General features: G+C 69.3%; 19 protein-coding genes and 1 tRNA gene. 17 read left to right on the top strand and 3 right to left on the bottom strand.

What is annotated here, in order from left to right:
* Positions 1-196 precede the first annotated feature (196 nt).
* Positions 197-1630, top strand: coding sequence for an MFS transporter (locus J4H92_RS09765; protein ID WP_208097985.1), 1434 nt, complete (start codon positions 197-199; stop codon positions 1628-1630).
* Between the two features lie 19 nt (positions 1631-1649).
* Here the strand turns inward: J4H92_RS09765 and J4H92_RS09760 are convergent, their stop codons facing one another.
* On the bottom strand, positions 1650-2036 hold the full coding sequence (locus tag J4H92_RS09760; RefSeq protein ID WP_208097984.1) for a hypothetical protein: 387 nt from the start codon (positions 2034-2036) through the stop codon (positions 1650-1652).
* Positions 2037-2195: 159 nt separating this feature from the next.
* A complete protein-coding gene (locus J4H92_RS09755) occupies positions 2196-2603 on the bottom strand; it encodes a winged helix-turn-helix transcriptional regulator (RefSeq protein ID WP_208097983.1) in 408 nt (135 codons plus the stop codon).
* 94 nt (positions 2604-2697) lie between these two features.
* Here J4H92_RS09755 and J4H92_RS09750 point away from each other — a divergent pair, with 94 nt between their 5' ends.
* From J4H92_RS09750 to J4H92_RS09715, 8 genes are all read left to right on the top strand, one after another.
* The gene (locus J4H92_RS09750) at positions 2698-3339 is read left to right on the top strand and encodes an NAD(P)-dependent oxidoreductase (protein WP_208097982.1); all 642 of its coding nucleotides are present in this window, start codon (positions 2698-2700) and stop codon (positions 3337-3339) included.
* 60 nt (positions 3340-3399) lie between these two features.
* Complete coding sequence (locus tag J4H92_RS09745) at positions 3400-4026, top strand: TetR family transcriptional regulator (RefSeq protein WP_208097981.1); 627 nt, start codon at positions 3400-3402, stop codon at positions 4024-4026.
* The gene (locus J4H92_RS09740) at positions 4023-4673 is read left to right on the top strand and encodes an NAD(P)-dependent oxidoreductase (protein WP_208097980.1); all 651 of its coding nucleotides are present in this window, start codon (positions 4023-4025) and stop codon (positions 4671-4673) included. Before J4H92_RS09745 ends, J4H92_RS09740 begins: the two co-directional genes overlap by 4 nt.
* A 250-nt stretch (positions 4674-4923) precedes the next feature.
* Entirely contained in the window at positions 4924-7269 is a 2346-nt protein-coding gene (locus J4H92_RS09735) for a hypothetical protein (protein ID WP_208097979.1), read from the top strand.
* A gap of 112 nt (positions 7270-7381) precedes the next feature.
* Entirely contained in the window at positions 7382-8668 is a 1287-nt protein-coding gene (gene eno, locus J4H92_RS09730) for a phosphopyruvate hydratase (RefSeq protein ID WP_208097978.1), read from the top strand.
* 32 nt (positions 8669-8700) lie between these two features.
* Positions 8701-9249 (top strand): FtsB family cell division protein, encoded by a 549-nt coding sequence (locus tag J4H92_RS09725; protein ID WP_208097977.1) that lies wholly within the window; start codon positions 8701-8703, stop codon positions 9247-9249.
* Positions 9246-9725 (top strand): DUF501 domain-containing protein, encoded by a 480-nt coding sequence (locus J4H92_RS09720; protein WP_208097976.1) that lies wholly within the window; start codon positions 9246-9248, stop codon positions 9723-9725. Before J4H92_RS09725 ends, J4H92_RS09720 begins: the two co-directional genes overlap by 4 nt.
* A gap of 159 nt (positions 9726-9884) precedes the next feature.
* Positions 9885-11216: an FAD-dependent oxidoreductase gene (locus J4H92_RS09715; protein ID WP_208097975.1), complete on the top strand. Its 1332-nt coding sequence runs from the start codon at positions 9885-9887 to the stop codon at positions 11214-11216.
* A 16-nt stretch (positions 11217-11232) separates the two neighbouring features.
* Here the strand turns inward: J4H92_RS09715 and J4H92_RS09710 are convergent, their stop codons facing one another.
* Entirely contained in the window at positions 11233-12717 is a 1485-nt protein-coding gene (locus J4H92_RS09710) for a helix-turn-helix domain-containing protein (RefSeq protein WP_208097974.1), read from the bottom strand.
* Between the two features lie 136 nt (positions 12718-12853).
* On the opposite strand from J4H92_RS09710, the gene J4H92_RS09705 reads away from it, so the two are divergent.
* From J4H92_RS09705 to J4H92_RS09670, 8 genes are all read left to right on the top strand, one after another.
* Complete coding sequence (locus J4H92_RS09705; RefSeq protein ID WP_208097973.1) at positions 12854-14701, top strand: phosphoenolpyruvate carboxykinase (GTP); 1848 nt, start codon at positions 12854-12856, stop codon at positions 14699-14701.
* Positions 14702-14807: 106 nt separating this feature from the next.
* Positions 14808-14881 (top strand) — tRNA-Leu (locus J4H92_RS09700).
* A gap of 379 nt (positions 14882-15260) precedes the next feature.
* Positions 15261-16445 carry a hypothetical protein gene (locus tag J4H92_RS09695; protein WP_208097972.1) on the top strand — a complete coding sequence of 395 codons (1185 nt, stop codon included), beginning with the start codon at positions 15261-15263 and terminating at the stop codon, positions 16443-16445.
* A complete protein-coding gene (locus J4H92_RS09690; protein ID WP_208097971.1) occupies positions 16442-18091 on the top strand; it encodes a VWA domain-containing protein in 1650 nt (549 codons plus the stop codon). Before J4H92_RS09695 ends, J4H92_RS09690 begins: the two co-directional genes overlap by 4 nt.
* A complete protein-coding gene (locus J4H92_RS09685) occupies positions 18088-18822 on the top strand; it encodes a hypothetical protein (protein ID WP_208097970.1) in 735 nt (244 codons plus the stop codon). Before J4H92_RS09690 ends, J4H92_RS09685 begins: the two co-directional genes overlap by 4 nt.
* Before the next feature lie 10 nt (positions 18823-18832).
* Complete coding sequence (locus J4H92_RS09680; protein WP_208097969.1) at positions 18833-20071, top strand: toxic anion resistance protein; 1239 nt, start codon at positions 18833-18835, stop codon at positions 20069-20071.
* 99 nt (positions 20072-20170) lie between these two features.
* A complete protein-coding gene (locus J4H92_RS09675) occupies positions 20171-20740 on the top strand; it encodes a LemA family protein (protein ID WP_208097968.1) in 570 nt (189 codons plus the stop codon).
* Between the two features lie 12 nt (positions 20741-20752).
* The gene (locus tag J4H92_RS09670; RefSeq protein ID WP_208097967.1) at positions 20753-21622 is read left to right on the top strand and encodes a M48 family metalloprotease; all 870 of its coding nucleotides are present in this window, start codon (positions 20753-20755) and stop codon (positions 21620-21622) included.
* Positions 21623-21684 lie beyond the last annotated feature (62 nt).

Genomic DNA, 21684 nt, shown 5'->3' with positions numbered 1-21684 from the left:
CGGGGTGCTCTCCTCTCTCGCTTTCCGCGAGCATCCGGCGCGCTATACTGAGCGAGTCGAAAAGGCATGACGCGCCCGTTTGGTCTATCGGGTCCTCGCAGCGACATGTCACGGTCATCGTCCACGGCACTTCCCGAACATCATGACGTTCCGGGCGTGCCCGAGGGGTGCTCCCGGGAGAAACGGAGCCACTCCGATGGACAGGACGGCAACCGCCGGCACGCCGGCGCTCGAGACGACGATGACGGACGGGCGGCGCTGGACCGCGCTGACCGTTCTGCTCATCCCCGTCGCACTCATTCTGATCAGCGTCACCAGCGCGAACGTCGCGCTGCCCGCCATCCGCGAGGGTCTTCACGCGAGCGACACCGCGCTGTCGCTCGTGCTGACCGCCTACGCCCTGGCCTTCGGTCTGGTGCTCGTGCCCGCGGGCCGCTTCGGCGATCGCCGCAGCCACAAACAGGTCTTCATCGTCGGGGTGCTGGTGTTCACCGCGGCGATCGCCTGGTGCGGATTCGCCGGCGATGAGGTCCAACTCGTGATCGCCCGCGTATTCGCAGGAATCGGAGGCGGTATCGCCCTGACACCGGTGGCGGCGCTCATCCAGGTGCTGTTCCAGGGACCGGAACGGGCGAAGCCGTTCGCGATCATGGGGGCCGTGTTCGGCGTCGCCACCGCCATAGGTCCGCTGGTCGGCGGCCTCCTCGTGACGGTCGGGACCGATCTCGGATGGCGCCTCACCTTCCTCGTCAACGTGCCCTTCGGGGTCGCAGCGGCGCTGCTGGCCGCGTTCCTCGTCCCGCGAGACCGGTCTTCGGGGGCGGTCGGCGGCGACAGCATCGGTATGGTGCTGCTGACGGCCGGAGTCGCCGCGCTCATGCTCCCCTTCACGCTCGGTGGAGGCCTCGACCTCGCGGGCGGCGTCCTGCTCGCCGTGGGCGTGCTGCTGCTCGTCGGGTTCGCCCTGCTCGAACGCTCCCGCGATAGCCGCGGTCTGGCGACCATCGTGCCGCCGCGGATGTTCGCCCGGCGCGCGTTCCCGGTCGGACTGGCGACGATGTTTCTCGGTTTCGGGAGCTTCACCGCGTCCTTCCTCGTTCTCGCATTGCTCTGGCAGGACGGGCTGGGGCGGACCGCGCTGGAGTCGGGAGTGCTGATCCTGCCCTACGCCATCGCGAGCGTCATCGGGGGCGGGCTCAGCGCCCGGGTGTGGGAGCGGATCGGGCAGCGCACCGTCGCTATCGGCCTCGCGGCCATCGCCGTCGGTCTCGGTGCGGTCGGAACGATCCTGCTGACGCTGCCGACCGGATCGATCACCGCCTGGGTGCTGGCCGCGCCGCTCGCGAGCGCCGGTCTCGGGGCGGGCCTGTTCGTCGGCCCGAACACCAACCTCGCCGTCCAGAGCATCGACCGCCGTGACGTCGGCGTGGCCTCCGGCCTTCTCGGCACTGCGCAGCGGTCGGGAACAGCCCTCGGAGTCGGGGCGGCCGCAGCGGTACTCGCGAGTGCGGGGCCCGGGGCCGAGTACCTGCATACGGCTGCGGGTGCCGCCTACCTCACCGCAGGATTCGCGTTGGCGGCGCTGCTGGTCGCATTGACGGCCGGCCTGGTTCCCGTCCGGCGCGTCTGATCGTGGAGCGTTCCCGGGGTCAGCTCTGCTTCTCGGCGAGGCGCCGGCGGATGATCCGGGCGCGGATGAACGAGCGGACGCCGAGGACGAGGTAGACGAGCAGCAGCACGAACATCAGCGTGCTCACGAGCACCGCGACCGGGCGCTCCGCGGTTCCGGCGAACACCTCGCCGAGCTTCGCGACCTGCATCAGCGATCCGAGAAGCCCGAGCAGCGCGACGACGAGCGCCGCGTGGATCGCATGCCGGTGGGCCTTCTCGTTCCGCGCGATCAGGCCGGCGATCAGCAGCAGCAGCCCGACCGCGGAGGGGATCAGCGCGGTGAAGCTCGCCGCCCCGGTTCCCAGGTAGGCGGCGAGGCCGGCGGCGGCGAGGATGCCGCCGATCCAGAGGGTCAATCGAGTCATGATGTCCTTAATCCGCACGGAGATGCGTTGAGATCGACAGAGAGTACTGCCCGAGCGCGATGAGATCCCAGACTATCGGTATGCGGCGCGGCGGCCTCGGGACCCGGGAACTCGGTCGGATCGTTTCGCTCCGGCGCTCCACCGGAGTCCGCGGGCCCTCTACCGGGCCTCCGGGGCAGCCCGGACGTCGTAGCTCGCCTGGTGATCGAGCACGCTGCCGAGGTGCTCGATCGACCAGTCCTCCAGCGCCTTCAACGGCGCGCGGAGGCTCAGGCCCGCATCGGTCAGGGTGTACTCGACGCGGACGGGCACCTCGGGATGCACGGTGCGCAGGACCAGGCCGTCGCGCTCCATCCCGCGCAGCGTCTGGGTGAGCATCTTCTGCGAGATCCCCTCGACGCGGCGCTTGAGCTCCGAGAACCGGGCCGTGTCCGCGCCGAGCGCACCGACGATGAGGACGGTCCATCGGTCGCCGATGCGATCGAGGATGCGGCGGGTCGGGCAGCCCGCGGAGTACGGATCGATCCGCCGCTCGCCGGCCTCGGCGCCGAAGACCGTGGTTACCATAAAGTGCCTACTTACGTTCAGGTGCTTAGTCGCCTATGGTAACTGTGTCTGGCGATCTACGCCAGCGTTCGAAACGAGAAGGAGTCGTCCGCCCATGAGCACCATCGTCGTCATCGGAGGAACCGGGTACGCCGGATCCTCGATCGTGAGAGAGGCCGTGCGTCGCGGCCACGAGGTCGTCGCGGTGAGCCGCAACGCCCCGGCCGATCCGGTCGAGGGGGTCAGATACGAGCAAGGCGCCGCCGCGGACTCGCTGCCGCTGATCGCCGGGGCCGATGTGGTCGTCGGAGCGCTCTCACCCCGTGCCGGCAGCGAGGGCACCCTCGTCGAGAGCTACCGGTCCATCGCCCGTGCCGCCGCCGACACCGGGGCGAGGCTGTTCGTGATCGGCGGGTTCGGGTCTCTGCGCCCCGCCCCCGGCGCCCCGCGCTTCGCCGACGGGGGCGAGTTCCCCGAGGAGTACGCGGCTGAGGCGAAGGAGCTCGCCGCCGTGCTGGACGCGCTCGAGGCCACGCCGGAGCGGGTGGACTGGGTGTTCGTCAGCCCGGCCGGGGTCTATGGCGCCTACACGCCTCAGGGGGAGCCCCGCGGCGCCTACCGGACCAGCACGGACGGGACGGCCCTGTTCGACGCCGAGGGCGACTCCGCTATCGAGGGCGCCGACTTCGCGCTCGCCGTCGTCGACGCGATCGAACGCGGCGAGCATCACCGCGCGCATCTCCACTTCGCCTACTGAGGCGGTGCGCCCGCGTTCGACCGCTATCGGGCGGTGCGGTCCATGGTCTATATTTGACATGTGTCAAATCATCCGGAGAGTGCGCGACTCTCGCCCGACCGGCGTCGTGCGCAGATCATCCAGATCGCTGCCGCCCACTTCTCTCGGGATGGCGTGGCCGGAGCCTCGATGAGTGCGATCGCCCGCGATGCCGGGGTGACCCGGGCGCTGGTGTACTACTACTTCCCTGGAAAGGAGCGGCTGCTGGAGGCGGTGCTGGCCCGCGAGGCGGGGCGGCTGCTGGGAGAGACGGCTCCGGATCCGGCCCATTCGCCGAGGCAGAATCTGGAACGAGCTCTGAAGACGTACTTCGCCCGTTTCGCCCAGAGCTCGGGAGGGGTGCGCGAGCTGTACTCGCCGACACCGGCTGCCGCATCCGCTGCTGCCGGCCTGGCGGCCGAGAATCATGCCGTTCAGCTCGATCGCCTGCTCGCGGCCACGCGCTCCGAGGGTACGGAGGAGAATCGGCTCGCCCTCGGGGCGTGGCTCGCCTTCGTGGAGTATGCGGCCCGCAACATGGCCGATGCTCCGGGAGTCCCCGAGGACCGTCTGGTCACGTTGTGCGCGACCGCGCTGGAGAGCGTGCTCGGGCGACCCCTGCCGGAGGATTGGCCGACCGAACGCGCAGATCGAAGGAGTGCATCATGAGAATCGTCGTCCTGGGGGCCACCGGCAATGTCGGCTCCCGTTTCATCCCCCGGGCGGTGCAGGCCGGCCACGAGGTCGTCGCGTATGCGCGCAGGCCGGAGGCCGTCCGCGCCGGTCACGGCGTCACCGCGGTGAGGGGCGCGGCCGAGGACGCGGACGCGCTGGCGGCTGCGGCTCGTGGCGCGGACGCGCTGCTGGTGACGATCACGGGTTCCACCAGGGATGCGACCTTCATGCAGAGGACACTGCCGAAGGTCATCGACGCAGCCAAGCGGGCCGGGGTCGACCGGATCGTGCTGGTGTCGGCGTTCGGCGCCGGTGACACCGCCGAGAAGGCCTCGGTTCTCGCCAGATTGATCTACCGGACGGTGCTGCGGAGGTTCTTCGGAGACAAGGCCGCGTCCGACCGGCTGCTGCAGACGTCCGGTCTGGACTGGACCATCGTCTATCCGGTGAATCTCAGGGATGCCGCCGCGCTGCGGGGTGCCGCCGTCGAACCGCTGAATGAGGTGGCCGCGGTCCCCGGCCTTCCGACGCTCCCGTTCGACGACGTCGCTGACGCTCTGGTGGGCATCGTCGCGGATTCCGGTGCTGTGGGGGAGCGGCTGCTGATCACGACGCCGGAGGGTTGGCGACCGCTGCGCTGAGGCGCCGCTCGAGCGATACACGCAGACGGCGAAGTGATCTCGCCGGATCTGCCGAAGGGGCGGCAGGCTGTCGCTGGTCGCCGATCGCGTGTGAGAGAGCCCGGCCCTCTCGGCGCGGCTCACGCGTCGTCTTGCCACGCTCTTTGAGGTATGACTAAACTGAGGCTGGCTTTCATCTGATGTCTGAATCGGTCGGAGTCTCCACGCGTGACGGTCGGTTGCGCGTTCTGGTGGTGCGTTGGGAGTGGTGATGCGTTTTCGCTCGGTAGTGCCCGGTTCCGCGGGCTCCGGTGGTCGCCCGATGTGGCGCGGCGGACCTGACGGCGAGCGTACGCGCGGCGCGGCGCGGCGGCTCTCGCGTTCCCTGCTCGCGTCCGGTCTGGCACTCGGGGTGGTGCTGGTCGGGATCGTCGGTGCTCCGGTTGCGGCTGAGGCGGCGTCTGCGGTGGTGCGGGTGGTGTCGGTGTCGCAGGCGGATGCGCAGGGTCGGGTGTCGGTGCGGGTGGCGTGTCCGGCGACGGGGAAGTTGAAGAAGAAGCGCTGCACGGGCACGGTGGTGGCGAAGGTGGCCGGGGTGTCGAGTGCGAAGGCGAGGTTCTCGGTCAGGGCCAAGAAGTCGGCGTCGGTGCGGGTGCAGTTGTCTGCGCGGCAGTTGCAGGCGGTTCATGGTGCGCGGGGGAGTCAGCGTGCGGTGTCGTTCGTGGTGTCGGCGAGCAAGCCGCGGAAGGTGACGGTGCGGAAGTCGCGCACGGTGAAGGTCGCGGCACCGCTGCGGGTCATCTCTATGGATGCTCAGGCGCAGCAGGGCAGGGTCGGCGTGACTTTGGCGTGCGTCTCATCGCGGAGCTGCGCGGGCGGCGTCTCGGTCACCGTCGGCGGCACGACGAGCGGAGCGACCAAGTTCTCCATCGCCGCCAAGCGGTCCAAGACCTACCGGGTCGCGCTGACGAGCGCGCAGTTGGCCGGGCTGCGAGCCGCAGCGGGCAGCGGGCTGGGCGCGCGGGCGACGGCCGCGGTGACCGCTCCGCTGCGCCTCAGCGTGTCCGGGGCCGGCACGCTCCGCGTGCCGGGGGATCCCACCGACCCGACGGATCCCACGGATCCGACCGACCCCGGGGGCGGCCACGATCACGACGACGAGGAGTCGCCCTATTCTCACGCCTACCGCGAGGGATCCTCGTGGACGCCCTCCGAATACGACACCTGCACGACGGAGGAGCACAACTCCTACGCGGTGACCGGGCCGGACGGCAAGCTCTACCCGGGCTGGCATCCGCCCGTGCACGAGCGCGAGGACGGCACGACGTGCACCTTCGGGCACGAGCACGGGGACGACCCGAGAAAATCCGACATCTACGCCTGGGCCATGTCGCAGTACGCGGCGGAGGCGGCGGAGAACGGCGTCGAGCTCGGCGAGGAGGATCGCCCCCTCGGGCTGCCGTTCGGCTACGGATCGGAACGATTGAGCGAGTACTCGGATCTCACGGGGACGAACGTGCACCGGCACGAGGACGATCCGGGGCACAAGGTGGTCATCTCGAACAACCAGAAGATGCGCGGCCCGAACAACGCGGCGATCGGATTCCGCAACGCCTTCGGCAGCCAGCAGGAGCTCGAGTGCGACTTCCTGATGAAGATGCACCAGGGGAGCCACTCCTCGGACGCCACCAAGAACAACACCCACGAGCTGTTCTACGCGGTGCAGTGCAACGACGGCACGAGGATCTTCTCCACCACGATGACCAACTACGGCAATGCCAACGAGCTGCACTCCTCGTGCACGCGGCCCTTCAGCTCCGGGCAGAGCGCGGCGACGAGGGTGCCGACGGTGGGGTCGACGCTGCCCGTGGGCGCCGGCGGGATGCGGCTGATCCCCACGGCGGACTGCATCTCCAGATTCACCACCAACGGCACCGGCGTCTACCGTACGAGCGACGCGGGATCGGGCACCACCGACGATCGCCGCGGCAGCCCGGCCTCGAAGACCAACGGCTGGTGGTGGGCCGGCTACGAGCAGTGGCAGTCGTACACGAGCATCACCGACACGGCTGGCAAGGAGATCGTGCGCTACGAGCCGTGGTTCGGCGTGCAGAACCCCTCGCGCTCCTACGTCTCGAACAACGGGAGAAAGGCCGACGGCACCCCCGACACGGAGGTCGCCTACCTCAACGACCTGGCCTGGGAGAGCGGCAACCATCTCGCGTGGGAGCCGTGGGCGAGTCAGCGCGCCGCCTCCGACACGAAGATCGACCGCCGGTCGCCGGAGGCGTGGTTCAACGGAGCGATCCGCGATGCCTGGATCACGACGGCGAAGGTCGACAACGGCGCCGGCGCCGGCAACGTGCTGCACATCACTCCCTGGGGAACCCAGGCCCAGACGGAACCCTTCGAGGGGTCGCTGCGCATCTTCGTCTCCCGGACCTCGAACACCGACTACGTGGCCAGCACCGTGCCGAGCCTGACGAGCCGGCACACCCGCAGCGGCGAAGGGCTCAACCGCGACAGCTCGGTCTCCGCGCCGCGCTCGATGAGCTTCTTCTACGACTACGGCACGGACGCGCAGGGCAACTCGCTCGGCGTGCACGCTCCGAACTGAGCGACTGCGGCCGACGCCGTCGCAGGGTTTCGAGGCGGTTTGTCGGCCTGCGACGGTACACTTGTGGCGGCGCATCGCACCCACGCACCGCCCCGACGCAAGGAGAAACACGGTGGCATTCATCGACGCGGTCATCGCACGCGAGATCCTCGATTCTCGCGGCAATCCCACGGTCGAGGTCGAGGTCGGCCTGACCGATGGCTCGGTCGGACGAGCCGGGGTGCCGTCGGGCGCCTCGACCGGAGCGTTCGAGGCCTACGAGCTGCGCGACGGCGACGAGTCGCGCTATCTCGGGAAAGGGGTCACGGGCGCGGTCGAGGCCGTCTTCGAGGAGCTCGGCCCGGCGGTCGACGACATCGAGGCCAGCGACCAGCGCATCGTCGATCAGGCGCTGATCGACGCAGACGGCACCGAGAACAAGCAGCGGGTCGGCGCGAACGCGATTCTCGGCGTCAGTCTCGCGGTCGCGCACGCCGCTGCGGACTCGGCGGGGCTTCCTCTCTACCGCTACCTGGGCGGACCGACCGCCGGCACGCTCCCGGTGCCGCTCATGAACATCATCAACGGCGGCGCGCACGCCGACACCGGGGTCGACATCCAGGAGTTCATGGCGGTGCCGCTCGGAGCGGAGACCTTCAGCGAAGGCCTGCGCTGGGGCGCGGAGGTCTACCATGCGCTCAAGGCATTGCTCAAGGAGCGCGGGTACGCGACCGCGCTCGGAGATGAGGGCGGTTTCGCGCCCGATCTGCCGCACAACGCGGCGGCCCTGGATCTCATCGTCGAGGCGATCGAGCGCGCCGGCTACGTTCCGGGACGCGACGTCGCCCTGGCGCTCGACGTGGCCTCCACGGAGTTCAGCCGCGACGGGGCCTACCACTTCGAGGGCCAGGCGCGCAGCGCCGCGGAGCTGATCGCCTACTACACCGATCTCGTCGAGCGCTATCCGCTCGTCAGCATCGAGGATCCGCTCGCGGAGGACGACTGGGACGGATGGGTCGCGCTCACCGCCGCGCTGGGCGACCGCGTGCAGCTGGTCGGCGACGACCTCTTCGTCACCAATCCCGAACGCCTCGCCGACGGGATCGCGCGCGGCGCGGGCAACTCTCTTCTGGTGAAGGTCAACCAGATCGGCACGCTCACCGAGACGCTCGACGCCGTCCAGCTCGCGCAGCGCTCCGGATACACCGCGATCCTCTCTCACCGTTCGGGCGAGACCGAGGACGTCACGATCGCGGATCTCGCGGTCGCGACCGGAGCCGGTCAGATCAAGACCGGGGCGCCCGCCCGCAGCGAGCGCGTCGCCAAGTACAACCAGCTGCTCCGCATCGAGGAGGAGCTCGGCGAAGCGGCCCGGTACGCGGGTCGCGGGGCGTTCCCCCGATTCGCCGCCGAGCAGTGATCGCCGAGTCCGACGGGAGCTGAACCGCGCCGATGCCGGAGGAGCAGGGGAAACAGAGCGCCTGGGTCTCGAGCCTCAGATTCAGCGGGTTCACCGTGCTGATCGTCGCGCTCGTGGCGGTCGGCGCGCTCATCGTCAGCCCGACGCTCTCCACCTACGTGCAGCAGCAGCGCGAGCTCGCGGAGCTGCGCGAGAGCGTGCGCCTGCACCGCGAGGCGGTCGCAGCGGCCGACGCCGAGCGCGTGAAATGGCAGGATCCGGCGTATGTGCGCGCCCAGGCTCGCGGCCGCCTGTTCTACGTGATGCCGGGAGAGATCCAGCTGAGCGTGATCGAGGACGTGAACGTCCCGGCGGAGCGCGAAGAGGAGACGAGCGACCAGCTCACGGCCATCGATCACAACTGGGCGCGGACGCTGCTGGCCTCGACGCTCACCGCCGGGACCACCCTCGCCGAACCGGAGGAGATTCTCCAGGGCCTGCTGGGCTCGTCCCCCGAAGCGATTCCGGCCGAGCCGGGCGGGGATCCGGCCGAGGGCGACCCCGCGGACCAGGATTCCGCTGTTGAGGAGGAGAGCGAATGAGCAGACCGCCCTACGAGACGCCCGGCGAAGCCGACCTCGCCGCGGTGAGCGAGCAACTGGGCCGCACCGCGCGCGGCGTGATCGGCATCGCCGCTCGCGCTGCGGACGGAAGCCCGGCCGTCGTCGCCACGGCGCCGCGCCTGCCGGACGGCAGCCCGTTCCCGACGTTCTACTATCTCTGCCATCCCGAGGCGGTCGCGGCGGCGTCGCGCCTCGAAGCGGCCGGGGTCATGGTGGAGTACAACGAGCTGCTCGCGGAGGACGACGAGGTGCGCGCGCGCTACCGGCTCGCTCACGAGCAGTACATCGAGGACCGGAGCCAGGCGGGCGACGTGCCCGAGCTGGCGGGGGTGAGCGCCGGGGGGATGCCGACGCGGGTGAAATGCCTGCACGCGCTGATCGGCCACGCGCTCGCCGCGGGGCCCGGCGTCAACCCCATCGGCGACCTCGCCCTCGAGCGCACGGGATGGCGCTGATCGCGGCGCAGCGATCCCGTCGGATGCCCTCGCAGCGCGCGCGGCTGTCGAGCCCGATTGTTGTACTAGACTGAACCAGTCGAGCGGCAACGCTCGCTTTTACTGTGCCCGCCGGCGGATGAGCGGGTGCGCCGGATTGCGTTGCAAGGAGTGGACTTCGTGTCGAAGAAGGTTCTGATCGTAGGCGGTGGCTACGCCGGGTTCTACACTGCGTGGAAGCTCGAGAAGCTGCTCCGTGCCGGCGAGGCCGAGGTGACGATCGTCGATCCGCTGCCCTACATGGCCTATCTGCCGTTCCTGCCCGAGGTCGCCGCGGGTTCGATCGAACCCCGCCACGCGGTCGTCGCCCGTCGGCGGCACCTTCGCCGCACCCAGAACATCGCGGGCAAGGTGACCGGCATTTCCCACGCCGGCAAGTCGGCCACCATCACGCCGAACGAGGGCGAGCCGTTCGAGTTCTCCTACGACCACATCGTCGTCACCACGGGTTCGGTCTCCCGCACCTTCCCGATCCCGGGCATCGCAGACAACGCGATCGGCATGAAGACCATCGAGGAGGCGGTCGCCGTGCGCGATCGCCTGGTGCGCAACTTCGAGATCGCCGCCTCCCTGCCCGCCGGGTCGCCGGAGCGGGCCCGCCTGCTCACCGTGACCGTCGTCGGCGGCGGTTTCGCCGGCATCGAGACGATCAGCGAGTTGCGCTCCTTCGCCACGTCGCTGCTGCGCCGCTACCCCGAGATCGGCTTCGACGAGACCGTGTTCCACCTGGTGGAGGCGATGGGCCGGATCATGCCCGAGGTCTCGGAGCAGACCGCGGACTGGGTCGTGAAGGACCAGTCTCGCCGCGGGGTGAACATCCACCTCGACACCCAGCTCTCCTCGGCGGTGGACGGCAAGATCGAGCTCTCCACGGGCGAGAACTACGAGAGCGACCTCATCGTCTGGACCGCTGGCGTCATGCCGCGGCCGTTCCTGCGCGACACGGACCTGCCGATCGGGCCCAGAGGCCACGTGATCGGCAGCCCCACGCTCCGGGTGACCACCGAGGACGGCGAGACCGTCGAGGGCGCCTGGACGGCGGGCGACACCTCGCAGACGCCCGACATCTCCTCGACCCCGGGCCCCGGCGGTTTCTGCGTGCCGAACGCGCAGCACGCCGTGCGCCAGGGCCGGCTGCTGGCCAAGAACATCGCGGCCGACCTGCGTGGCGAGGGCGTGCGCGAGTACAACCACAAGAACCAGGGCGCCGTCGCGGGACTGGGGCTCAACACCGGCGTGTTCCAATCGGGCGGCTTCGCCCTCAAGGGCTACGTCGCCTGGCTCGCGCACCGTTTCTACCACGGCCTCGCGATCCCCACCTGGGAGCGGAAGTGGCGCGTGTTCGGCGGCTGGGTCGGGCACTTCTTCCTCGCGCGCGACATCGTCAACATCGAGGCCGTGCAGCAGCCCCGCGCCATCTTCGAGGAGTTCGCCTCGCGCCCCAAGGCGTAGTCGTCCCGGACCCGTCCTAGCGCGACGACGGATCCGCGTTCGCGTGGGTGCTGAGGAACTCGTACATCTCGATGTCGTCGACCCCCGGGAAGGATCCGGCGGGAAGCGGCGACAGCACGTGCGCGTGCATGCGCGCGCTCGGCCACGCCTTGCCCTCCCAGCGCTCCAGCATCCCGTCGCTCGGCGTGCGGCAGCACGACGGATCCGGGCAGGTGGAGATCTCGCGGAACGACGTGTCGCGCCCGCGGAACCAGCGCGTGTCGTCGAAGGCGACCCCGCAGGCGAGCGAGAAGGTGCCGCGGCCCGTGTCGCCGATCTGCACGCTCGACCAGTAGGTCCCCGCGGGAGTGTCGGTGTACTGGTAGAACTCGCTGGTGCGGTTCCTGCGGTCGAAGGCCGTGCGACCCGCCCAGCGGCGGCAGATCAGCTGGCCCTCGAGCGAGCCGGACACGTCGGTGGGGTAGGGCAGGCCGTTGTTCTCGTACCCCCGCACGAGAGCGCCGTTGTCGTCGCTCCGGTAGTAGTGGACCCGGAGATCGAGGTGCCGCGTGGCGAGGTTGGTGAAGCGGTGCGCGGCCGCCTCGTGGGTCACGCCGAAGGCGTCGCGCAGATCCTCGATGGCGAGGTTCCGTTCCTTCTTGGCCTGCTGCAGAAAGGCGACCGCTCGGCTCTCGGGAAGCAGGCAGGCCGCGGCGAAGTAGTTGATCTGCAGGCGCTGCTCGAGGAACTCGGCGTAGCTGCCCGGGGGCTGGTGCCCGAGCACGCGATGCGCCATCGCCTGCAGGGCGAGGGAGCGCAGGCCGTGGCCGCCGGGGATCGATGCGGGCGGCAGATAGATGCGGCCGTTCTCGAGGTCGGTGATGCTCCGGGTGTTCGCGGGCAGGTCGTTCACGAAGATCAGGGTGAAGCCGAGCCGTTCGGCGAGCACGGCCACCTCGCGGTGGGTGACGGCGCTCGTGGTGGTGTGACCGACGCTGAGCATCAGATCTTCGGCGATGCGCTCGATGTCGGGCAGATAGTTGTTCTGCTCGCGCATGTGCAGGCGGATGGCGGTGTTCGCGCGTCGCGCCTCCTCCGGGGTGGCCGCGGCTGCCCGGCTGCGCTTCATCAACTCGCGATGCAGGCCGACGAGCGACTCCAGGACGTCGTCGCTGAGCCCCCGCGGCGCGCGCACGTGGGGGAGGTTCAGCCTCTGGTAGATGGGCGTGCGCTGAGCGCGCTCGAGCTCGAGCTCGAGCGCGCTCCGGTGGTCGGGCGGTTCGTTGCTGAGGAGTTCGGCGGGATCCACCCCGACCTCGCGGGCGATGCTCTGCAGGAGCGACAGGCGCGGCTCGCGGTGCCCGTTCTCGATGAGGGAGAGCTGGCTGCCCACGACGCCGACGCGTTCGCCGAGCGCATCGAGCGTCAGACCCGCCTGCGTGCGGAAGTGACGGATCCGTTTACCGAGCAGCAACCTGTCGAAGGCATCCGTCTCGAGGCTCGAGGTGGCTTCCGGGGTCATGACTTAACTATACGTCAAGAACATCGATTCTTTACAGCGTCATGTTGCCGGTTCGACACCGAATGTTCACCCAGAATAGGTGTACCGCGGGACATCGACGGTAGGTATTTTCGGAAGCTACGGAGAACACAACGGTATGGGCAGCACCACGACCCTCGAAGCCGACGCGACGATCGCCGACAAGGTATCGGAAGGCGCGACCACCACGAACCCGGAGGTGGTGAAGTGGGTCACTGAGATCGCCGAGCTCACCCAGCCCGATCAGGTGCTCTGGTGCGACGGCTCGCAGACCGAGTGGGATCGCATCACCGCGGAGATGGTCGAGGAGGGATCGCTGATCCCGCTCGACAAGAACCGGCGCCCGGGCAGCTTCCTCGCCCGCTCCCACCCGGGGGACGTGGCCCGCGTAGAGGACCGCACCTTCATCTGCAGCGAGAACGAGGCCGACGCCGGCCCGACCAACAACTGGCGTGCGCCCGACGACATGCGCGCCGAGCTGGAGCCCCTGTTCGCGGGCAGCATGCGCGGACGCACGATGTACGTCGTCCCCTTCTCGATGGGCCCCGTCGGCGGGGCCATCACCCAGCTGGGGATCGAGATCACCGACTCCCCCTACGCCGTGCTGAACATGCGCATCATGACCCGGATGGGCCAGGCGGCGCTCGACGGGATCGTCCCCGGCAGCGAGTGGGTGCGCACCGTGCACTCGGTCGGCGCCCCGCTCGAGCCCGGCCAGGAGGACGTCGCCTGGCCGTGCAACGACCTGAAGTACATCACGCACTTCCCGGAGACCCTCGAAGTGTGGTCCTACGGCTCCGGCTACGGCGGGAACGCGCTGCTCTCCAAGAAATGCTTCGCCCTGCGCATCGCGAGCGTCATGGGACGCAACGAGGGCTGGCTCGCCGAGCACATGCTCCTCCTCAAGCTCACGGACACCGCGAACCACAAGACCTACCACCTCTCGGCAGCATTCCCCTCCGCCTGCGGCAAGACGAATCTGGCCATGCTCCAGCCCACCATCCCCGGCTGGAAGGTGGAGACCATCGGCGACGACATCGCCTGGCTGCGCCCCGGCCCCGACGGGCGCCTCTACGCGATCAACCCGGAGGCGGGCTTCTTCGGCGTGGCGCCCGGCACCGGCGAGTCGACCAACCCGGTCGCGATGGAGACCCTCTGGGGCAACACCATCTACACCAACGTCGCGCTCACCGACGAGGGAGACGTGTGGTGGGAGGGCAAGACCGACGAGGTCCCGGAGCACCTCATCGACTGGCAGGGCAACGACTGGACCCCGGACTCCGGTCGTCCCGCGGCGCACCCGAACTCGCGCTTCACCGTGCCGATCCAGCAGACCCCGACGCTCGCCGACGACTGGTACGGCCAGGACGGTGTGCCGCTCGACGCGATCCTCTTCGGAGGGCGTCGCGCGACCAATGTGCCGCTCGTCGCGCAGTCGCTCTCCTGGCAGCACGGCGTGTTCGTCGGTGCGACCATCTCCTCCGAGAAGACGGCGGCCCAGGAGGGCACCGTCGGGGAACTCCGGCGCGACCCGTTCGCGATGCTGCCCTTCTGCGGCTACAACATGGCCGACTACTGGGGGCACTGGCTCGACATGGGCGAGCGGCTCGGTGAGCACGCGCCGAAGATCTTCCAGGTGAACTGGTTCCGCAAGGGTGCCGACGGGCGCTACCTCTGGCCGGGCTTCGGCGAGAACTCTCGCGTGATCGACTGGATCATTCGCCGCGTCTCCGGCCAGGTCGAGGGGCGCGAGACGGCCGTCGGCGTGCTCCCCGCGGAGGGCGAGCTGAACCTCGACGGGATCGAAGAGGTCGAGACCGAGCTCGACGAGCTCTTCGCCATCGACCCGGCCTCGTGGCTCGCCGAGTGCGAGCTCACCGAGGAGTTCTTCGGCCGGTTCGGGGAGCGCGTGCCGACCGCGCTGCGCGCCGAACTCGCCGAACTGCGCGGGCGCCTCGACGCCTGAGCGGTTTCCGACTGTGGGCCTCGCCGTTCTGCCCGACGGTGGGGCCCACAACCTTCTCTCCGCCCCGGTCCCCTCCCGAAGCTATGCTTTGCGAATAAGGAGGGATGCCCTCGTAGCCCAACTGGCAGAGGCAGGCGACTTAAAATCGCTTCAGTCAGGGTTCGAATCCCTGCGAGGGCACAGACGATTGAGCCGAGCGGAAAGCGAGCTCGCTCGCTTGACCGAGGCGATTGAGTCCGTCGAATGACGAGACAAGGTTCAATCCTTGTCTCGTCAGGAGCACTGCTCGCTCCGTTCGCATCCCTAGACTGAGGGCGTGGTCTTCGCGAAGTTCCTCCTCCTCGCGGTCATCGTCCTCGTGATCGCGCTCGCCGTCTATGTGCGCGTGCGGCGCTGGATCCGCCGCCGGCGCCGCGGCTGACCCGCCGCCGCGCGCCGGCGGAGCTGTTCGTCTGCGCGTTACCTGCGCTGGCTATACTGCCCCCGCAGCCGCCGTCTCCGGATAGCGGCGACACGCCGGGGCGAGAGCCGCAGAGAACGAGAAGAGACACCGCAGCAGATGAGACTTCGCGCGCCACACATCATCGGCATCGCGCTGATCGGGCTGGGGATCGCCGCCGTGCTCGTCGTGCAGCTCCTGGGTCTCGGGCGCGGCGGATCCGACGGCCGGCCCTCGGGGCCGCTCACCGTCGTGCAGGGCGTGGTCGGCAGCGAGAAGCAGGCGTTCTTCGACGACCCCGAGGTGCAGCGGGTCTTCGCGGATCACGGTTTCGACGTGCGGGTGACGAGCTCGGGATCGCTCAGGATGGCGAGCCTGCCCGACCTCGCCGAGAACGACTTCGCGTTCCCCGCCTCCGCGATCGCCGCGAAGAACATCGAGGACAAGGTCGACGGGGTCGTGGGCACGCACGAGCTCTTCTTCTCGCCGATGGCGGTCGCCACGTTCCAACCGATCCTCGATCTGCTGGCCGAGAACGGCGTCGCCGAGCAGGGCGCCGACGACAAGTGGGTCATCGACATCGCCGCCTACCTCGAGCTCGTCGCGGCGGACACCCGATGGAACCAGCTCGAGGGATCCGAGGCCTACGCGTCGCCGCGCACCGTGCTGATCACCTCCACCGACATCCGCAGCAGCAACTCGGCCGCCATGTATCTCTCGCTCGCCGCCTACGTGCTCGCCGACAACTCCGTGGTCACCTCGCAGACCCAGGCGCAGAAGCTGCTGCCCGAGCTGGGCAAGCTGTTCCTGGCGCAGGGCTACTCCGGATCCTCCTCGGCGGCCCCCTTCGCCACCTATCTGGCCCAGGGGATGGGCGCGGTGCCGATGGTGATGATCTACGAGGGCCAGTTCCTCGAGGAACTCATCAAGGAGAACTCCCGGATCACCGACGAGATGGTGCTCGCGTACCCGAGCCCGACCTTCTTCAGCACCCACACCGGAGTGACGTTCAGCGAGCACGGCGAACAGGTCATGCGTGTCATCTCCGAGGACGCCGAGCTCGCCCGTCTGCTCGCGGTGCACGGCTTCCGCGCGACGGGCGACAATCAGGCGCTCTTCACGGAGTTCGTGGCCGAGCAGGGGCTCGAGGCCGAGTTCGCCTCGCCGGGCAGCTTCGTCAACATCGCGCAGGAGCCGAGCTACGAGGTGCTCGACTACCTGCTGACCAGGATCGGCGAGGAGTACGACCTCAGCGGCGCGCCTCCCGCGCCGTCCGAGGCCGAGGCGGAGGGATCGCAGCCATGACCACCACCATCATCGGATCGCCGGGCGCATCCCGGGCGGCGGGGTCTCCGCGCCGCGCACTGGCGCGCTCGGTCACCGCCCTTCTGGCGGCGGTGCTGCCCGCCGCGATGCTGAGCGGATGCATCGGCGCTCCGGGCGCCGACGAGTCGAAGACGCTGCACGTGCTCGCCGGCAGCGAGGTCAAGGACATGCAGCCGATCCTCGACGAGATGGAGGCCGAGACGGGCGTGCATCTCGAGTTCGAGTTCACCGGCACCCTCGACGGCACCGAGAAGCTCCTCGCCGAGGGCGAGGATGCGCCCTGGCAGGCCACCTGGTTCCCCTCGAACAGTTATCTCTCGCTGTTCCCCGAGACCGAGCTGCTCGTCACGGCGGAGACCTCGATCATGCGCTCCCCGGTGGTCCTCGGCGTCAAACCGGAGGTCGCCGACCGGCTGGGCTGGACGGAGGCCGATCAGCCGGCTTGGCAGGAGGTGGTCGACGCGATCGAGGCGGGCGAGCTGAGCTACGGCATGACCAGCCCGGTGTCGTCGAACAGCGGATTCACCACGCTCGTGCAGGCCGCGACCGCGCTCTCCGGCACCGGCACGGTGCTCGAGGCCGACGACATCGAGGCCGTGACCGAGCCGCTCACCGCCTTCGCGGCCGGGCAGAAGCTCACCTCCGGTTCGAGCGGCTGGCTGGCCGAGAAGTTCGCTGAGGATCCCGACGCGGCCGACGCGATCTTCAACTACGAGTCGGTCCTGCAGACGATGAGCGTCGCGGGCGAGCCGCTCCGAGTCGTGATCCCCTCGGACGGGGTGGTCACGAGCAACTATCCGCTGACGCTGCTCAGTTCGGCGGGCGAGGAGAAGGCCGAGCTCTACCGCCAGGCCGTCGCCTACCTGAGCGGTGACGAGGTCCAGCAGCGGATCGCCGATCTCACCAAGCGCCGCACCTCGGCGACGGCGTCCGGCGGCGCCTCCGGACAGGTCTTCGAGCTGCCCTTCCCCGCGCGGCTCGAGACGGTGCAGCAGCTGCTCGAGGTCTGGCTCTCCGAAGCGCGCAAGCCGGCGAACATGGTGTTCGCGATCGATACCTCGGGCTCGATGGGGGAGGGCTCCCGGATGGAGGATCTCCGCGAGGCCCTCCACGTGCTCGTCGGCGATCAGAGCGGCGGATCCACCGGCTTCCTCCGGCTGAAGCCGCGCGAGCGGATCACCCTCCTGGAGTTCTCCCACGAGGAGAAGTCCCAGCTGACCGTCGACGTGCCGGAGGACGAGGCCGGCTTCGACGCGGCGATGCAGCGCCTGAACGACCGGATCGACGCCTACTGGCCGGACGGCGGCACCGACATCTACGGCACCACGATCGACGCGCTCGAACTCGCGGCCCGCGAGGCCGGCGACGATCGGATCACCAGCGTCGTGCTGTTCACCGACGGGCAGCACACGGAGGAGCTGAACGCCGCCGATTTCGCGGCCTGGTACGAGCGCGCGGTGGCGCGGGTTCCCGTGATCGGCGAGATCCCGGTGTTCGCGGTGGTGTTCGCCGAGGCGGATCAGGAGGAGATGGAGCGGCTCGCCGAGACGACCGGTGGCCGCGCGTTCCAGGCGGGGCAGGACTCGCTCAGCAGCGTCTTCCGAGAGATCCGAGGGTATCTGTGAGTCTGCGGCCGAGGACGATCGGACTGGGCCTGGGCGCCGCTGCGGCGGCGCTCGCCGGTTTCGGCCTGGCGCTCGGTCTGCAGCTCGCGCTCCCCCTCGCGCTGCCGATCGCGGCGGTGGTCGGCGTCGGCGTGGGCCTGCTGGCGGCGCCCGCGAGGCCGTCCGAGCTGGTGCGCCTGGGCGTGATGCCCACCACCACGGCGCAGGCCCTCGACGCCGCGGCCGAGAGCGCCGCGGCGACGGCCCGCGCGGTGGGGCGGCTGAGGGGTCGGCCGGTCTGGGGCACCACCGGCCTCGACGGCGAGCTGCTCGCGCTCGGCTCCGACATCGAGGGCCTGGCCGGGCAGCCGGCGCTGCGATCGCGCTCGCAGACCGACGGCGATGTGCAGACCCTGTTCACCCTGGCGACGGACTATCTGCCCACGATCGTGAATCTGGCCATCGAGAACGACCGCATGCACGCCTCCTTCAGCGGCGGACGGCCCCGAGCCGAGATCGCGCGCAACGTCGAGGGGCTGCAGGCGCAGACGCGGGTGCTCGGGGAGGTGCTCGAACGGATCGAATCCGATGTGGTCCGGGGCGTCTCCCGCGACGCCGAGCAGCACGCCGAGTTCCTCCGGATGCGCTTCGCCCAGACGGGCGCGCCAGAACTGCTCGACCTGAGCGTGCCCCGACAGGCGCCCCCTCCGACCATTCCAGACCAGCCGTCGAACCGACCCGAGCACGAGTGAAGGACGCATCATGACCGAAAAACTGACCCCTCCGGCCGAGGTCGAGCAGATCGAGGCGGCGCCCCCGGTCGAGCCCGTCGAACCCGAGAAGGCCGTCGGTCTCCTCCCCGACCTGAGCAACGAGCAACTGCTCGATCTGCGGGACCGCGCGGTGACCTGGGTGGGCCGGCTCACCGGACTCGTGCCGAAGACGCCCGAGTTCCAGGCGCAGGTGCGCGCGATCCAGAACGTCGCCCGGGCCGAGATCACCCAGACCTCCGAGTTCTCCAACCGGTTCCTGCAGCTCAGCCTCGCGCAGGCGAAGGCGCAGGGCGGCGACGGCGCTCAGACGCAGGTGGCGCGCAGCCTCGTCGATCTGCGCAACCGGGTCGAGGAGCTGGCTCCGGCGAACCAGTCGTTCCTCGAGAAGCTGGTCGGGCTGCTGCCGGGATCGAAGCAGCTGCAGCGCTACTTCAAGCAGTACGAGTCGAACCAGGAGCAGCTGAACACGGTGCTGCTGGCACTCGGACGCGGGCAGGACATCCTCCGCAAGGACAACGCCGGCCTGGCCGTCGAGCGCAAGGCGCTGTGGGAGACGATGGGGGAGCTGAAGAAGCTCTCGGGACTGCTCGGCGAGCTCGACGCCGCGGTGGTCGACCGGATCGCCGAGCTGCGCGCGAGCGGAGACGAGCCGACCGCCGCAGGACTCGAGTCGGAGGTGCTCTTCGCGATCCGCCAGCGCCACGCCGACGTGCAGACCCAGCTCGCGGTGAGTGTGCAGGCCTATCTCTCGATGGACCTGATCCAGGACAACAACGTGAAGCTCATCGACGGAGTCGAGCGCGCGAAGACGACGACGATGACGGCGCTGCGCACCGCGGTGATCGTGGCGCAGGCGCTCGAGAACCAGAGGATCGTGCTCGACCAGATCGACGCGGTCAACCGCACGACCAACACGCTCATCGACCAGACCAGCAGCATGCTCCGGCAGAACGCCGGACGGGTGCAGGAGCAGGCGGTGAACTCGGGCGTGTCGCTCGAGACGCTGCAGCGCGCCTACGACAACCTCTTCGCCACGATCGACGAGGTGGAGTCCTTCCGGGCGCGCGCCAACCAGCACTTCGCGACCACGATCGACGCGCTGGGCCAGCAGGTCGAGCGCGCACAGCCCTACCTGGAGCGCGCCCGCCGCTCCGAGGTCGAGGGGAGCCCGGCCGACGCGGCGATCGCCGCGGGCGAGCCGGCGCTGCCGCCCGAGCTCCTGCCGTAGGGGCGCCGTCGCAGGGGCCGCCCAGCGGCCGGGCCCGTCCGGTCCCCGACGCGGCGCGGTTCACAGCACTTTCCTGGGCGCCGCGGCTAGGATCGCGGCATGCCTGGATCACTCATCGCCATCCTCGTCGTCGTCGGCATCATCGTGGTGCTCGGCATCTATGTGTGGGCCACCTACAACTCCTTGGTCACGCTGCGCGTGCGCGTCGACGAGGCCTGGAGCGACATCACCGTCCAGCTGAAGCGCCGCGCCGATCTGATCCCCAACCTCATCGAGACGGTCAAGGGCTACGCCGCGCATGAGAAGGGCGTCTTCGAGGCCGTCACCCAGGCGCGCGCCGAGACGATCTCGGCGAGCAGCCCCGCGGAGGCGTCGGTGGCCGAGAACCACATGCAGCAGGCGCTGAAGAGCATCTTCGCGGTCGCCGAGGCGTATCCGCAGCTGCAGGCCAGCCAGAACTTCCTGCAGCTGCAGGGCGAGCTGGTCGACACGGAGAACAAGATCCAGGCCTCGCGCCGCTTCTACAACGGCGGAGTGCGCGAGCTGAACACGAAGATCCAGATCTTCCCCAACAACATCTTCGCGAAGATGCTCGGCTTCAGCGAGCGCGAGTTCTTCGAGGTCGAAGACGTCGCGGCGATCTCGGAACCGCCGCGCATCCAGTTCTAGGCGAGGAGCGCGGTGTACAGCGCGATTCGCCGGAACAAGGTCAACAGCTTCCTCATCATCCTGCTGTTCCTCGCCATCATCGGCGGTCTGGGATGGCTCGCCTCTGCCATCTACGATTCATGGACCATCGTCATCTGGGTCGTGGTGATCTCGACGGGCTATGCGGCCTTCCAGTACTTCGCCGCGGGGCGGCAGGCGATCACGATGAGCGGCGGGCAGCGGATCACCGAAGCCGACAACCCGAGGCTCTATCGCATCGTCGAGAACCTCTCGATCACCACGGGCACTCCCATGCCCGAGGTCTACATCGTCCACGATCCCGCCCCGAACGCCTTCGCCACGGGCCGGGATCCCGAGCACGCGATGGTCGCGGCGACGACGGGGCTGCTCGAGATCATGACGGACTCCGAGCTGGAGGGCGTCATGGCCCACGAGCTCGGGCACGTGCGCAACTACGACATCCGCGTCTCGATGATCGTCTACGGCCTCGTGGTCGCCGTGGGCATGATCTCCGACGTGCTCGTGCGCATGGCGTTCTTCGGGCGCAACAACAACAGCAACCCCGTGGTGATGATCCTCGGCCTGGTCGCCATGATCGTGGCGCCGCTCGTCGCCTCGCTCGTGCAGCTGGCGGTCTCCCGGCAGCGGGAGTACCTGGCCGACGCGACCGGAGCGCTGACCACCCGTCACCCCGAGGCGCTCGCCAGCGCGCTGCACAAGCTCAGCGAGTACGGGCGGCCCCTGCAGAAGCAGAACAGCAGCATGGCCCATCTCTGGATCGCGGATCCGCTCAAACCCGGCGTGGTGCAGCGCCTCTTCGCCACGCATCCGCCGATCCCGGATCGGATCCGGAGGCTTTTGGACATGGGCGGAAAGTTCTGATCGCGGTAGGCTTGTCTGCGGCAGTTCGGCGCCCGCGCCGTGATTCCTTCGACCATGGAGCA

This window comes from Leucobacter weissii, from assembly GCF_017565745.1.
Taxonomy (GTDB): Bacteria; Actinomycetota; Actinomycetes; order Actinomycetales; family Microbacteriaceae; genus Leucobacter; species Leucobacter weissii.
The sequence above is the reverse complement of the archived record's forward strand: the minus strand, read 5'-3'. Positions and strand labels throughout refer to the sequence as shown.